This is a genomic window from Billgrantia antri (assembly GCF_019430905.1).
Classification (GTDB): Bacteria; Pseudomonadota; Gammaproteobacteria; order Pseudomonadales; family Halomonadaceae; genus Halomonas; species Halomonas antri.
Map to the genome: position 1 here is coordinate 12,220 of NZ_JAHYCA010000010.1, position 15,113 is coordinate 27,332.

Genomic DNA, 15,113 nt, shown 5'->3' on the forward strand with positions numbered 1-15,113 from the left:
GGATGGCACGCTTTCTGCTTGATACATGTCAATACCTCTACCGGGGCGCCATGCGGTGCCCCACGCGGCAACGACGCCCGCCAACCGCCTCCCTCATGGGACCGGCCGTTGGCGGGCGTCGTCGTTTCGCGAGGAACCCGACAGGAGATCGACATGCGCGAGGCCCGAACCACTTGCCCCTACTGCGGCGTCGGCTGTGGCGTGCTGGCCGGCGTCGAGGACGAGCGGATCGTCGAGGTGCAGGGCGACCCCGAGCACCCGGCCAACTTCGGCCGGCTGTGCGTGAAAGGGTCGGCGCTGCACGAGACGCTGGGACACGGCGGCCGGCTGACAAGACCCAGGGTAGATGGCGTCGAGACGGACTGGGACACGGCGCTCGGCGCAGTGGCCGAACGGCTCACGGCGGTGCGCGACAGCCACGGCGCGCAGGCAGTCGCCGCCTACCTTTCCGGCCAGCTGCTCACCGAGGACTATTACGTCGCCAACAAGCTGTTCAAGGGCTTTCTCGGCACGCCGCACCTGGATACCAATTCACGGCTGTGCATGGCCTCGGCGGTGGCGGCGCACAAGCGCGCCTTCGGCGCCGATGCCGTACCGTGCAGCTACGAGGATCTCGAGGAGGCCGAGCTGGTGGTGCTGGTGGGCTCCAACCTGGCCTGGAACCACCCGGTGCTCTACCAGCGGCTGAAGGTGGCCAAACAGCGCAACCCGCTGCTGCGGGTGGTGGTGATCGACCCGCGGGTGACCGATACCTGCGAAATCGCCGATCTCTACCTGGGGCTCGAGCCGGGCAGCGATGCGCGCCTGTTCACCGGATTGCTGGCGTGGATGGCAGCGCACGACAAGCTCGACCGGGTCTACTTGGAGGCGCATGCTCAGGGCTACGAGGAGGCGCTTGCCGCGGCGCGGGAGCAGGATGCCGCTGTGGAAGCCATCGCCGCCGACTGCGATGTCGATGCCGAGCGCCTGGAGACCTTCTTCTACTGGTTCGCCAGTCACCTGCACGTGGTCACCCTGTTCTCCCAGGGGGTCAACCAATCGAGCAGCGGCACCGACAAGGGCAATGCCATCATCAACTGCCACCTGGCGGGCGGCAAGATCGGCCTGCCGGGCGCCGGACCGTTCTCGATCACCGGCCAGCCCAACGCCATGGGTGGGCGCGAGGTGGGCGGGCTGGCCAATCAGCTGGCTGCCCACATGGACTACGACACGCCCGGCGCGCGGGACCGGGTCACGCGCTTCTGGGCCACCGAGCGGCTGGTGCCGTGCCTGCCCGAGGCGCCCGGCCACAAGGCGGTGGCGCTGTTCGAGGCGATCGAGCGCGGCGAGATACAGGCGCTATGGATCATGGCCACCAATCCGGCGGTGAGCCTGCCGCGGGCCGACCGGGTGCGCGAGGCACTGGCGAAGTGCCCGCTGGTGATCGTCTCCGAGTGCATGGCCAACGCCGACCTGCTGCCCTATGCCGACATCGTGCTGCCGGCCTCGAGCTGGTCGGAGAAGGACGGCACCGTGACCAACTCGGAGCGTCGCATCTCGCGCCAGCGCGGTATCCTGCCGCCGCCGGGAGAGGCGCGGCACGACTGGTGGATCGTCTGCCAGGTGGCCAGGCGGCTGGGCTTCGGCGAGGCCTTCGCCTATACCCATCCGTGCGAGATCTTCGACGAGCATGCCCGGCTCTCCGGATTCGAGAACGGTGAGCGCTCGGGGGAGAGCCGCCGGCTGTTCGATATCTCCGGCCTGGCCGGGCTCGACCGCGCCGCCTACGACGCCTTGGCGCCGATCCAGTGGCCGGTCAATGCCGCTGCTCCCCATGGCACCGCCCGGCTGTTCACCGATGGCCGCTTCGCCACGCCGGATGGTCGCGCTCGAATGCTGCCGGTGCGTCCGCGCCCGCCGGCCCAGGCGCTCGACGCGGCCCGCCCGCTGCGGCTCAATACCGGGCGCGTGCGCGATCAGTGGCACACCATGACCCGCACCGGTCGGGCGCCGCGGCTGATGAATCACCGCGCCGAGCCGTTCATCGAGCTCACCCCGGAAGACGCCGCCGCACTTGGCGTGGAAGAGCATGGCCTGGCACGCCTGGCGGGCGCGGGCGGAGAGTATATCGGCCGGGTGCGGCTATCGCGCGGGCAGCGCCGCGGCGAGGTGTTCGTGCCGATGCACTGGAGCGGCCACTTCAGTGCCACGGCGCGCATGGGGGCGCTGCTCGAGGCGCATCTCGATCCGCTCTCCGGCCAGCCGGAATCGAAGCACGGCGCGGTGGCGCTGGCGCCGTTGCAACCCGCTTGGGAGGCCACCCTGCTGGTAGCCGACGATCTGGAAGTGGCGGAGTCGAGCTGGTGCGACGAGAGCCGCTACTGGGCGCGAATTCCGCTGCACGGCTGCCAGCGCTGGCAGCTGGCCGGCGGTGAGTCGCCCGGGGGTGAAAAGGAAGCACCGCGTGACTGGCTGACCTGGCTCGAGGCGTCGCTGCCGGTGGCGCCAACGCTGTGGTGCACCGACCCCGCCAGCGGACGGCTGCGCGCTGCCGGGGTGGATGCCGCGGGCCGCCTGCGCTGGTGGCTGATGGTGGGGGCGCCGGTGGAGCTGCCCAACCTGAGCTGGCTCGATGCCCGCTTCGAGGAGGCCGGCGCTGGCACGGGGCTATCGGCGCAGCATCGCCGCCGCCTGCTGGCCGGCTGCGACGACGGCGCCGCCAACCAGGGGCCGGTAGTGTGTAGCTGCCATCAGGTGGGTCAACGCGCTATCCTAGAGGCGATCCGTGAAGGCGACGACAGCGTCGAGGCGCTGGGCGCCAGGCTGGCCTGCGGCACCCAATGCGGAAGTTGCGTTCCCGAGCTGAAATCGTTGATCGAAGAGGAGAAGGCGCATGCGAGCGCTGAGCCAATTGAAGTCACTGCTGTCGCCTGAGCTGTTGCGTCGGGCGCAGCGGCCCCGGGCGCTGGGGCAGGCGGCGTTCTCGCGGCTGCATGGCCTGGGCCACATCGTGCGCTCGCCGTTCGGCCGCTCCACGCGGGTCAAGGCGCCCACCCTGACCCTGGACGGCGAGTGCCGCGCCGGGCGGGTCTACCTGGTAGGAGCGGGCAGCGGCGACGTCGAGCTGCTCACGCTCAAGGCCGCTCGCCTGCTGCAGCAGGCCGAGGCGGTGGTCTACGACCGCCTGGTGGGCGACGACGTGCTGGCGCTGATTCCCGCCGGCCACGAGCGCTACTACGTGGGCAAGGCGCGTGGCCACCACAGCGTGCCCCAGGCCGAGATCGGTGCCTTGCTGGTGAAACTGGCGCGGGAGGGCAAGTCGGTGGTGCGGCTCAAGGGCGGCGACCCCGGCGTGTTCGGGCGCATGGGCGAGGAACTCGCCGCGCTGGCCGAGGCCGGCGTCGAGGCCGAGATCGTGCCCGGCATTACCGCCGCCTCGGCCGCTGCGGCGGGCATGGGCATTCCGCTGACTGATCGCGCCCACGCCCAGCAGCTGCGCTTCGTCACCGCCCAGCTGTGCCGCAAGGACGGCGAGCCCGACTGGGCCGAGCTGGCGCGCCAGGATGAAACGCTGATCTTCTACATGGGCCTGACCAAGGTCGAGGCCATCTGTGCCGGGCTGCGCCGCAATGGGCTGCCCGACGACTGGCCGATCATGCTGGTGGCCAACGCCAGCCTGCCCGAGCAGGCCTCGCTGGTGGGTTCCCTGGCCGACATGCCGGAGAAGCTGGCCGCCTCGCCGCTGCCTTCGCCCTGCCTGATCGTGGTGGGCAGCGTGGTGCGCATGGTCGCCACCAGCCCGGCCGCCGCGCAATCCGCTCGTGCCGAGATTTCCCCGCCCCGCTGAGACGAACTGCACCAAGGCTGGGCGCCAGCGCCACCCCATGCACCGCCGTGGCCTCTATCCGCCGTGGGATAGAGGCCGCGCTGCCTGCTGCGGCAAGCATGGCAGCGGAAGGCATGGCGTGAAGCCCCCGCGACTCGCGCTTTTTTCCGATCTGTAATAAAGAGTTGGCACGCCACGTGCTTGTTCTTGGGCAGGGCCTGCTGCATGCGCAGGCTGGCCGGCAGGATCAACGACGATCGCCGCCGGCCTTGGCCCCATGACAACGCGACGAATACAGGCAAGGGCGCCTGAAGCTGCACGCCGGCTTCAGGCGCCTTTGCGTTCGTCACCTCAGACACGAGACGAGAGGCGCCAAGCGCGTAGAGAACACTATGTCCTATCTGCTTCCTTCGGAATTCGCGACAAAGATGGTCGACGCCGGCGAGTCCAAGCTCCACATGGCCACGCGGGACGTCCTGATTCGCGCCTTCATGGCAGGCGCCATCCTGGCACTGGCCGCGGTATTCGCGGTGACCATCACGGTGCAGACCGGTATGCCGATCCTCGGGGCTGCGCTGTTCCCGGTCGGCTTCTGCATGCTCTATCTGATGGGCTTCGACCTGCTGACCGGGGTGTTCGTGCTCACCCCGCTGGCCTGGCTCGACCGGCGCCCCGGCGTCACCATCGAGAGAATCCTTATCCACTGGGGCAAGGTCTTCTGCGGCAACCTGGGTGGCGCCCTGACCGTGGCGGTGCTGATGGCGATCGTCTTCACCTACGGCTTCGCCACGCCGCCGGACGAGGTGGGGCAGAAGATCGCTGGAATCGGCCATGCCCGCACCGTGGGTTACAAGGAGTTCGGCGCGGCGGGCATGCTGACCATCCTGATTCGCGGCATCCTGTGCAACTGGATGGTCTCGCTCGGCGTGGTCGGGGCGATGATCTCGACTACGGTGGGCGGCAAGGTGATCGCCATGTGGATGCCGATCATGGTGTTCTTCTTCATGGGCTTCGAGCACTCCATCGTCAACATGTTCCTGTTCCCGTCGGCGCTGATGATGGGCGGCGACTTCTCGATTGCGGATTACCTGATCTGGAACGAGATCCCCGTGGTGGTGGGCAATCTGATCGGCGGGCTCTCGCTGACCGGCCTGACGCTGTATGCCACCCATGTGCGCACCGCGCCGCTGCGTGACATCTGAGATGTCGGCGTTCGAACCCGGCAACTCGTTGCGGGTCTCGCTGGGCCAGTGCTCGAAGGCGGGGCGCAAGGCGGTCAACCAGGACTTCCACGGCGCCTACGTGCCGCGTGAGCCGCAGTTGTCGAGCAAGGGTGTCGTGGTGGCGCTGGCCGATGGCATCAGCACCAGCGCGGTGAGCAGGGTCGCCAGCGAAACGGCGGTCAGGAGCTTCATCGAGGACTACTACTGTACCGCCGAGAGCTGGACGGTGAAGACCGCAGCACAGCGGGTGCTGATGGCGACCAACGCCTGGCTGCATGCCCAGACCCGGCGCAGCGAGTATCGCTGGGACAAGGACCGCGGCTACGTCTGTACCTTCACCGCGCTGGTGCTGAAGTCGCGCACTGCGCATGTCTTCCATGTCGGCGATGCGCGGCTCTACCGCCTGCAGGACGACAACCTCGAGCCGCTGACCCGCGAGCACCGCGCCTGGCTGGAACCCGACAGGTGCTACCTCAGCCGGGCAATAGGCATCGGCGAGCAGCTCGAGATCGACTACCTGGCGCTGCCCGTCGAGGCGGGGGACGGCTTCCTGCTGGTGACCGACGGCGTATACGAGCACCTGAGCGAAGCGCGCATGCGTCAGCTCCTGGCCGAGCACGAGGCAGACCTGGACGCCGCCGCTCGCGCCCTGGTGCATGCGGCCTTCGAGGCGGGCAGCGACGACAACCTCACGGCGCAGGTGGTGAGGGTGGAAGAGGTGCCGCTGGGTGATGCCCGCGAAGCCTGGTCGGGGGAGGCGGAACTGCCGTTTCCGCCGCAGCTCGAACCGAGAATGTGCTTGGACGGCTATCGGGTCGTGCGCCATCTCCACGCCAGCGCCCGCAGCCACGCCTACCTGGCCGTGGACGAGGAGACCTCGCACAAGGTGGTCATCAAGACCCTGGCGACCGAGCTGCGCGAGGATCCGCGACACGTGGAGCGGTTCCTGCTCGAGGAATGGATCGCCCAGCGCATCGACAACCCCCACGTGGTCAAGGCGCACCGGCCGGGGCGCCGACGCCGCTATCTCTACAGCGTGACGGAGTACATCGAGGGCCGCACATTGGCCCAGTGGCTGCGCGACCAGCCGCGGCTGGAGCTGGAGACGGTACGCAGGCTGGTCGAGCAGATTGCCCGCGGCCTGCGCGCCTTCCATCGCCTCGAGATGGTGCATCAGGACCTTCGGCCGCACAACGTCATGGTCGACGCCACGGGCCACGTTACCCTGATCGACTTCGGCTCGGTACGCGTGGCGGGAATCACCGAAAGCCGGCCGGAGCAGGCGGAAGAGCCGCTGGGTACGGCCTCCTACACGGCGCCGGAGTGTTTCCTCGGCGAGCCGGCCACGCCACGCTCGGACCTGTACTCGCTGGCCGTGATTGCCTACCAGGCGCTCACCGGAACGCTGCCCTACGGCACCGAGGTGGCTAAGGCGCGCAACCGTGCGGCGCAGCACCGCCTCGTGTACCGCTCGGCGCTTTCGGCCAACCGCGAGCTGCCTGCCTGGGTCGACGAGGTGCTGAGGAAGGCGCTGCACCCTCAGCCCACACGGCGCTTCGAGGCTCTCTCCGAGCTGGTCCACGAACTGCGCCAGCCCAGTCCCGTATTCCTGAAAAAGTCCCGCCCACCGCTGATCGAGCGAAACCCCGTGCTGTTCTGGAAAGGCGTGGCCGCGCTACTTTCGCTGCTAGTGCTCGTGCTGCTGCTCGAGTGAGCCGCTGCCTCGGCATCTGCTAGGCTGATGCTGCAAGCACCTGGAATGGTGCCAAGCCAGGCAAGGAGCCGACATGGCCGACAGGGACAGTGCCACCAACTCGATATCGCATTTCACACGCCGTGCATTGATCGTCATCGGGCTCGTCGGGCTGGTGTCGGTGCTGCTCTATTTCGCCAACCAGTTGCTCGGCGTGCTGCTGCTGGTGTTCGCCAGCGTGCTGGTCGCGGTGGCCATCGACGGGATGGTGCGACTGTGCTGGCGCTATCTGCCGCTGTCGCGACCGTGGGCGCTGGTGCTGGTCGCCATCCTCATCGTGTTGATCCTGGTGGGGTTGGGGGCGTTGGTCGGGCCGCCGCTGATGACTCAGCTCTCGCAGCTGGCCCAGGAATTGCCTCAGGCGTTCCAGCAGCTCATCGGCATGGTTCGCGAGCTGCCCGGGAGCGAGAGGGTGCTGGGGGGGGGCGACGAGCCGGCCCGCTCGCTGGCACAGCCGGTGCTGAACCGCATAACGACGGCCTTGTCGACCACCTTCGATGCAATTACCAGCTTTCTGCTGGTACTGCTGGTGGGCTTCTATCTCGTGGTCGACCCGGCCGAATATGCCCGCAACCTGCTGATGCTGTGCCCGCCGGCACGGCGCGAGCGGCTGGGGCAAGTGCTGTGCATGCAGGGGCGAGCGCTGCGTTGGTGGCTGATCAGCCGGCTGATCTCCATGCTCTTCATCGGCGTGCTCGTGGCGCTGGGCCTCGCCATAATGGGGGTTCCGATGGCCGGCGCCCTGGGGTTGATTGCGGGGCTCTTCACCTTCATCCCCTACCTGGGGCCGATCCTGGGGGTGATTCCCACCGTGCTGATCGCCATCCTCCAGGCGCCGCAACTGGGCTTGTATGCCGTGCTGCTCTACCTGTGTATCGAGACGTTGGAGTCCAACGTCGTGACACCGCTGGCGGCCAAGGGCATGGTGCGCTTGCCGCCTGCCTACACCGTGGTGGTACAGCTCGCCGGCGGGGCCGTGGCGGGGGTCGCCGGCGTCATGCTGGCCACGCCGCTCGCGGTGGCGGTCGCGGTGGCGGTGCAGATGCTCTATGTGGAGGACCTGCTGGGCGATGAGGTAGAGGTGCTGGGGCAGCGCAAGTGAACTTCAGGCATTGCCCTCTGGGGAGCCGTCGCTCCCCTGGCGTCGACTCCTGGCATTCTGAATGGCGGCCTCGCGCACGGCCTGCTGCACGATCACGCGCAGCTCGTCGTCGTCCCAGGGCTTGGTGAGGAACTTGTAGATTCCTCCCTCGTTGACGGCCGTGGTGATGGTCTGGAGGTCGGTATAGCCCGACAGGAGGATTTGCAGGGTTTGCGGGTAGAGAGGGCCTTCACGCGCTTGAGGAATTCCGTGCCGTTCATTTCGGGCATGCGCTGGTCGCTGATCACCAGCACTACCTCTTGGGTGGCCAACAGGTCGAAGGCGTCCCGCGCGCTGCCGGCGGTCAGGATATGATAGCCGTCGCGGCGTAGGGTGCGCTTCAGCGCCTGCAGGACATTGGGTTCGTCATCGACCATCAGGATCGTCGGGGCGATGACGCCATGGTCGTCGGGGCGCAGGTCCTTCGTCGCGGCATGGTGGTCCTGGAGAAACGGGAGAAGCTCCTCGAAGGGCATGGGGCGAGCGAAGTAGAAGCCTTGGAAGAGATCGCACAGGTGCTTGCTGAGATAGGCATAGTGCGCCTGCGTCTCGACGCCCTCGGCGACCACCTTGAGCTGCAGTTGGTTGGCCATGGCGATGATGCCCTGCACGATGGCGGCATCGCGATGATCGCTGATCACCTCGCTAATGAAGGAGCGGTCGATCTTTATCTTGTCGATGGGCAGGTGCTTCAGGTAGCTCAGGCTGGAAAAGCCGGTACCGAAGTCGTCGATGGCCACGGCGATTCCATGACGGCGCAACGTCGTCAGGGTCTCGATGGCCTTGTCGGTGCCCTCCATCAGGATGTTTTCGGTCAGCTCCAATTCCAGCAGTGCCGGAGGCAGACCGACCTCTTCCAAGATTTTCAGGATGCCCTCGGCAAAGCCGCTGCGGTGGAACTGCATCGGCGAAATGTTGACCGCCATCGGATACTTGCCGATACCGTGGTCGTTGAGGCGGCGATTGTCGCGGCAGGCCGTACGAACCACCCATTCGTTGATGGCGATGATCTGTCCGGTGTCCTCGGCCAGCCCGATGAATTCGGCCGGCGGTATGAAGCCACGCTGGGGGTGGCGCCAGCGTATCAATGCCTCGCACCCTACGATGCGGCCGCTGGTACCGTGGATCTGTGGCTGATAGTGCAGCTCGAACTGCTGCTCGTCGATGGCGCGCTGCAGTGCGCTGCGCAGCTCCACGCGCTGGCTGACCCGGGTGTTGAGTTCTAGCGAAAACCAGTCATAGGTGTTGCGGCCCCGTCGCTTCGCCTGGTACATGGCGAGGTCGGCCTGCTGGATCATCCGGGCGGGCGGACCCTCGCCGTCGTACACGGCGATGCCGATGCTGGCGGTGAAGTGCACCTCATGCTCGCCTAAGTGATAGGGACTGGCAATGGTCGTCAACAGGCGCTCGGCGACGCCTGCCACGTCGTCCGGCTCGGGCAGCAGCACGACGAAGGCATCGCCGCCGAGGCGTGCCACGGTGTCGCTACGGCGCACCTGCTGAACCAACCTGGCGGCGACTTCGACGAGCACGCGATCGCCCAGCTCATGGCCGAGGCTGTCGTTGATCGACTGGAAATCGTCCAGGTCGATATAGAGCAGGGCGGTGCGGCGAGTGTGCCCCGGCGGAAGGAAGCAGCTCTGCTGCAGGCGTCTCTCCAGCAGTGAGCGGTTGGCCAGGCCGGTCAGGGCATCGTGGTCGGCATGGTAGGCGAGCCGTGACTCGTACTCCCTCTGGGTCGAGATATCGTTGAGGATGCCGATGAAATGGGTGACGTCCTGATTCTCGTCGAGTACCGGCGAAATGTGCAGGTCGTTCCAGAAGGGGGTGCCGTCCTTGCGGTAATTGCACAGGGTAACGTGGATGTCGCGCTGTGCCTCGAGCTCGTCGCGGATATGCTGACGGGCGCAGGGATCGGGTTGCTCACCCTGAAGGAAACGGCAGTTGCGTCCCAGGACCTCGTCGCGGGAGTACCCGGTGATACGCTCGAAGGCGGCATTGACGTAGACGATGGGCTGGTCGGGCGCGAGCGCATCGGCGATGACCACGCCGTTGACGCTGGACTCGATGCTGCGCTCGAGAATCCTCAGCCGGTTGTCGGCTCGCTTGCGCTGGCCGATGTCCTGGAAGTAGATCGCCAGGCCCTCGTCGGAAGGGTAGGCGTGAACTTCCAGCCACAGGTCGAGTTCGTCGTAGTACGCCTCGAAGGCGACCGACACCGACTCGGACATCGCCCGGCGGTACTCCTCTTCGAATCGGGTGCCCTGCGCCCCGGGGAAGGCGTCCCAGAGCACCTGGTCGAGGAGTTCCCCCTCGGTTTTCCCGATGATGCGCTCCGCCGCCGGATTGAGATATGTGAACCGCCACTCTCGGTCCAGCATGAGAAAGCCGTCGGTGATACTGTCGAGCAGCCCGGTCAGACGCGCCTCGAGATACGCCACTCTCTGTCGACAGCGATCCAACAGATCCTGCTGGAAGTCACTCATCGGCTTCTTCCTCCCGGTAGACCAGCAGGGTGTAGCGCGTATTCTCGGCGTCCTCGAGCCGGATCAGCTTGTCGATCAGGTGTGTATCGAGCCGCTTGCCTTCGTGCAGCAGCATGCCGCTGGTGGAGTGAATATCCTCGGCCAGGACCATGCCGGGCTCGAGCTTGCGCGTTTCCAGGGCCAGCACCGGCCGACCTTGACTTTCGAGGTCCGGCGCCTTGTCGCGGCACAGCGTGACGAAAGCCTGGCACAGGCTCGGGTCATAGACGCGTCCGGCAAACTTTTGTAGCAGCTCCAGCGCCTGGGGGCGCATGACCTGGCGCGGCAGGATCATGCCGCGCTGCAGCTCGATGAAATCGACGGCGAGCCCGAGCAGGCGGGAACCAAGGGGAATGGCCTCGCCCTTGAGACGGTCGGGAAATCCGCTGCCGTTCCAGCGTTCACGGTGGTGACGGATGATTTTTGCCGCTCCCTCCATGTGCTCCAGCGCCATCAGCAGGTTTTCGCCTGTGGCCGGATAAAGACGGTAACTCTCGCGTTGCTGAACCGAGAGCCGTTCGGCGGGCGTGGCGAGCAGGCGGTCGTTCCAGGCCAGCTTGCCCAGGTTGTAGAGGGCAGCCGCCAACTGCAGGTCATGCTGCTGTGCTTCGTCGAGACCAAGCTCCTTGGCGAAGGCCTGGACCAGGACGCCAACCTTGGCATTGGTCTGGAAGCGTGGCGGAAGGCGCTGGTTGATCAGCGACGAGAAGACTTTGGTGGCCGTCACGTAGCTCTTGCGCAGTTCGCGGAAGGCGACCTCCAGCATGTCGGCAGTCTGCTTGAGCTCTTGAGTGCGCGCCTCGACACGCTGTTCCAGCGAGGCGTTGAGCTCGGCGAGCTCCCGGTTCTGATCCTGCGTCAGCGCTTCGAGGCGCTTCTGTTCGCGTTCAGTATGTTGATACTGGAGTGCCTGGCGCAGGGTGAGGCGCAGCCCTTCGTCGTCCCAGGGTTTGGACAGGTAGCCGTAGATGCGGCCCTCATTGATGGCGCGGTCGGTGGCGGCCAGGTCGCACTGACCGGTCAGCAGCAGACGCAGACACTCCGGCCACTGCTGCTGTACGCGGGACAGCAGTTCGACCCCATCCATGCCCGGCATCATGGCGTCGCTAAGCACCAGGTCGATAGGCTCGCGTTCGAGTATCGCCAGGGCCGCATGGCCATCCCCGGCGGTATGAAGGACGTATCCCTCATGACGCAGCATGCGTGACAAGGCGGAGAGCACGTTGGGTTCGTCGTCGACCAGTAGCACACTGGCGGGTACGGCTTGTTGTGCCACGTCTTCCATGCGGCTTCCTCCCTTCTTGCCGGTGATGCGATGTACCGAAGCGCTCTTGACGGGATTATCGGCAGAGAGGAAGGAAGCTTGAGCGTAGCGGGTGCATTATTCCGCCAGATGGGCCAGCACCGTATCGACGCTGCTCTTGTCGACCACGCCGCGCTCGGTGTCGATACCCACGTAGGTCACCACGCCATCCTCGGCGATCAGCGCGAAGCGCAGGCTGCGAGTCCCCATACAGGCACCGCTGGCGTCCTTCTCCATGCCCAGGGCGCGGGTCAGTTCGGCGTTGCCGTCGGCTAGCATCCAGATCGCCTCGGCGTTCTGGTCCTTTTGCCAGGCGCGCATGACGAAGGCGTCGTTGACCGCCATGCAGGCCAGGGTATCGGCCTTCTCCAATACCTTGTCGGCCTTGATCACGAACCCGGGCATGTGGGTGTTGGAACAGCCCGGGGTGAAGGCGCCGGGAACGCCGAACAGTACCACGCGCTTGCCGGCAAAGAGCTCGCCGGTCGAGATGTCCTCTGGGCCGTCGGGGCCGTTGGTCTTGAGGGTGACGTCGGGAATCTTGTCGCCTACGGAAATGGGCATGGGCCCTCCTGATGCTGTCTTCGATGGGGACACTGTAGTGCATTTTGACGGCTGGGGACGTTGCCAATTGTCACGGCGATCAGCTGCCCTGGTAGGCGTCGAAGACTTCCTGGCCGGTCATGTCGTGGGTCTCGTTGGCGAAGCGGTAGTACTCCGGCTTCTGGTCGATGAAGATTTGGCTGTCGAAGTGCCACGCTTCGCCGCCGTCGACCAGCCCCACCGGAATGGCGTAGTGGTTTCCGGTCTTGAGGCGGTAGAAGAGGTGGGTGCCACAGCGCCGGCAGAAGCCGCGTTCGGCCCACTCCGACGAGGCATAGACCGTGATGTTGTCCTCGCCTTCGATCTCGACGTCGCTGACCGACTCCAGTGCCAGCAGCGGGCCACCGCCCCAGGTGCGACACATGTCGCAGTGGCAGGCGCCGACGTTCTGCTTGTTGACCGCCACGGCGACTTTTACCGCGCCGCACAGGCAGCTGCCGCGTGCATTCATTCCGTCTTTCATGAACTTCCCTCCGTCGAGCATGGGATTGATCTTCATGGCGAAGGATAGCCTTCGCCGGAAAGGTTCGCAGCCTCATGGCGCCCGAATATGAGCGCCGCGCCCATCAAGTCGGCGAGCCGGGGTCATCCGAGATGAAAGCTTGTTGGTGGAAAGCGGCCGCTGCCTTGGCTTCGGCAACGCCGATGAGTCCGGGGGTGGGGGCTTCTTCCCCAGCCAATACTGCCAGCACCGTTCTTACGCCGCGAGACAGTGAGAGCAAGTGATATCCGCCTTCCAGGACGAAGACCAGCCGTCCGCCGCAATGTTGATGAGCCAGCGTCTGCAGCATGCGCGTCATGACGGCAAAGCCCTCATAGGAGACGTTGAGCGCCAGGTCGAATGGATGAGGGTCGAAGCCGGCCGAGACCAGAATCAGGTCCGGCTGGAACCAGTTCGCCGCGGGGATCAGGATCTCCTCGAAGGCCTTGAGGTAGGCCTGGTCGCCGGCGCCTGCCGGCATGGGCACATTTACGGTGGTGCCTTCACCGAGGCCCACGCCGACATCCTCGAGGTTGCCGGTGCCGGGGTAGAAGGGCGAGGCGCGGTGGATGTCGAAGAGCATCACGTTGGGGTCGGCCCAGAAGATGTCCTGGGTGCCGTTGGCGTGATGGGCGTCCCAGTCCACGATCATTACGCGTTCGCAGCCGAGCTCGGCCCTGGCATGGGCCGCAGCCACCGCCACGTTGTTGTATAGGCAGAAGCCACGGGCACGGACGGGTTCGGCGTGATGGCCGGGTGGCCGCACCAGGGCAAAGGCGCTTTCCGAGCGGCCGGCCATCACCGCTTCGACGGCGGCGAGAGTGGTACCGGCGGCCACTTCGGCGGCTTCGACGCTACCGGGAGAGACGGCGGTGGTATCGACATCGAGCCAGGCGTTCTGTCCACGTAAATCATACACGTGGTCCAGGTAGGAGCTGGTATGGACGCGCCCCAACTGCTCGCGTGTGGCTGCCTTCCCGGTTTCGAAGGCAACGCCGGCAACCGGTTCGAGTTGGAGCAACTGGTGTATGGCGCTCAGTCGCCCGGCATGTTCCGGATAGACCCAGGGCACCTTGAGTGCCGATAGCAGTTCGCGCACACGGCGGTCCATGCGACCGGGCAGGAAGGGCGCTTCGGAATCGGGCTGGTGGGACAGGGTGCGCTCGTCATAGAAGGCGATCACGCTATTGGGCTCGGCCACGTGCAACTCCTGGGCAGGCTCGGGTTCACCTCCAGCATAGCTGCTGTAGAGAGCCTAGCTGCTCGAATCCAGCGTTGGTTCCCTGATCATATCGCGTAGCGCCGCGGCGGCGGCCGAGAGCGGATGACGGTGGCGCATGACGATGCCCAGCGGGCGTTCGACGTCGGGTGTCGTCAACGGCCGGTAGTCGATGCCGTCGGTGGCGATCTGGCGGAAGCTCAGCCGCGGCAGCACGCTGATACCCAGCCCGGCAGCGACCATGCGGCCCACGGTGGCGATCTGGCTGGCGTCGCACAGGATGTCGAGCGGGGCGCCCACCTCGGCCATGATGCGGTCGATGTCCTGGCGCGAGCTGGAAAGGCGGTTGATGCCGATGAAAGGGTGTCCCGCGAGCTGTGCCCAGCGCACGCTGGGCTGCTCGAGCAGCGGATGGCCGCTGGGGCAGACCGCCACGTAGCGATCCACCAGCACCGGTTCGAAGGCCAGCTCCTCGGTGTCGTGGGGAGCCACTGATAGTCCCAGGTCGGCTCGCCCCTCGCGCACCAGTTGGCTGACTTGCTCGGCCAGCACGTCGTGAAGGCTCAGGTTGATGCGCGGGTAGCGGGCATGAAAGGAGGTGATGATGCCGGGCAGCAGCCCTGCTGCCAGAGTGGGCAGGGCGGCCACCGTCACCTTGCCGCGCTGCTTGGAGAAGCGTTCCTCGAGATCCTCGAAGGCTTCGGACCAGTCGTTGAGCAGACGTACCGCCACCGGCAGGAAGGCCTCGCCCTCCGGGGTCAGGCTGAGCTGGCGCGTGACGCGCGAGAACAACGCGCCGCCCACCGTCTCCTCGAGCTTGCGCAGGGCGATGGAGATCGCCGGCTGGGAGAGATGGATGCGCTCGCTGGCCTCGGCGAGACTGGCCGACTGGGCCACGGCGACGAAGGCGCGCAGCTGCTTGATGCTTGGATTCATTTAGAAATTAAAGCACAAGTTAAAAACTATTTAATATACAAAACTTAGGGGGCGCACCATGCTGATCGAATGGGGATTTCCCATGCGTGATACGACAACAACAAGCCCGCCAAGCCGGGCCCAA

General features: G+C 66.1%; 11 protein-coding genes. 5 read left to right on the forward strand and 6 right to left on the reverse strand.

Annotated features, from left to right (window positions below):
- Positions 1 to 153: 153 nt before the first annotated feature.
- From KPL81_RS20165 to KPL81_RS20185, 5 genes are all read left to right on the forward strand, one after another.
- Complete coding sequence (locus KPL81_RS20165) at positions 154 to 2,913, forward strand: nitrate reductase (protein WP_219793650.1); 2,760 nt, start codon at positions 154 to 156, stop codon at positions 2,911 to 2,913.
- A complete protein-coding gene (gene cobA / locus KPL81_RS20170; protein ID WP_219793651.1) occupies positions 2,873 to 3,826 on the forward strand; it encodes a uroporphyrinogen-III C-methyltransferase in 954 nt (317 codons plus the stop codon). The genes KPL81_RS20165 and cobA overlap by 41 nt, the downstream gene beginning before the upstream one ends.
- Positions 3,827 to 4,197: 371 nt before the next feature.
- Complete coding sequence (locus tag KPL81_RS20175) at positions 4,198 to 5,007, forward strand: formate/nitrite transporter family protein (RefSeq protein ID WP_209477042.1); 810 nt, start codon at positions 4,198 to 4,200, stop codon at positions 5,005 to 5,007.
- A gap of 1 nt (position 5,008) precedes the next feature.
- A complete protein-coding gene (locus tag KPL81_RS20180) occupies positions 5,009 to 6,742 on the forward strand; it encodes a bifunctional protein-serine/threonine kinase/phosphatase (protein WP_219793652.1) in 1,734 nt (577 codons plus the stop codon).
- Positions 6,743 to 6,815: 73 nt separating this feature from the next.
- The gene (locus tag KPL81_RS20185) at positions 6,816 to 7,883 is read left to right on the forward strand and encodes an AI-2E family transporter (RefSeq protein WP_219793653.1); all 1,068 of its coding nucleotides are present in this window, start codon (positions 6,816 to 6,818) and stop codon (positions 7,881 to 7,883) included.
- Between the two features lie 92 nt (positions 7,884 to 7,975).
- Here KPL81_RS20185 and KPL81_RS20190 read toward each other — a convergent pair whose 3' ends face one another.
- The 6 genes from KPL81_RS20190 to KPL81_RS20215 all read right to left on the reverse strand — a co-directional run bounded on the left by KPL81_RS20190 (position 7,976) and on the right by KPL81_RS20215 (position 14,989).
- Entirely contained in the window at positions 7,976 to 10,408 is a 2,433-nt protein-coding gene (locus KPL81_RS20190; RefSeq protein ID WP_219793654.1) for an EAL domain-containing protein, read from the reverse strand.
- Positions 10,401 to 11,732, reverse strand: coding sequence for a response regulator c-di-GMP phosphodiesterase, NosR family (gene nosR / locus KPL81_RS20195; RefSeq protein WP_219793655.1), 1,332 nt, complete (start codon positions 11,730 to 11,732; stop codon positions 10,401 to 10,403). The genes KPL81_RS20190 and nosR overlap by 8 nt, the downstream gene beginning before the upstream one ends.
- A 96-nt stretch (positions 11,733 to 11,828) precedes the next feature.
- Complete coding sequence (locus KPL81_RS20200; RefSeq protein WP_219793656.1) at positions 11,829 to 12,314, reverse strand: peroxiredoxin; 486 nt, start codon at positions 12,312 to 12,314, stop codon at positions 11,829 to 11,831.
- 79 nt (positions 12,315 to 12,393) lie between these two features.
- Positions 12,394 to 12,816, reverse strand: coding sequence for a GFA family protein (locus tag KPL81_RS20205; protein WP_219793657.1), 423 nt, complete (start codon positions 12,814 to 12,816; stop codon positions 12,394 to 12,396).
- A gap of 103 nt (positions 12,817 to 12,919) precedes the next feature.
- Positions 12,920 to 14,035, reverse strand: coding sequence for a histone deacetylase family protein (locus KPL81_RS20210; protein ID WP_338035649.1), 1,116 nt, complete (start codon positions 14,033 to 14,035; stop codon positions 12,920 to 12,922).
- Positions 14,036 to 14,089: 54 nt separating this feature from the next.
- Positions 14,090 to 14,989, reverse strand: a complete 900-nt coding sequence (locus tag KPL81_RS20215; RefSeq protein ID WP_219793658.1) for a LysR family transcriptional regulator — start codon at positions 14,987 to 14,989, stop codon at positions 14,090 to 14,092.
- Positions 14,990 to 15,113 lie beyond the last annotated feature (124 nt).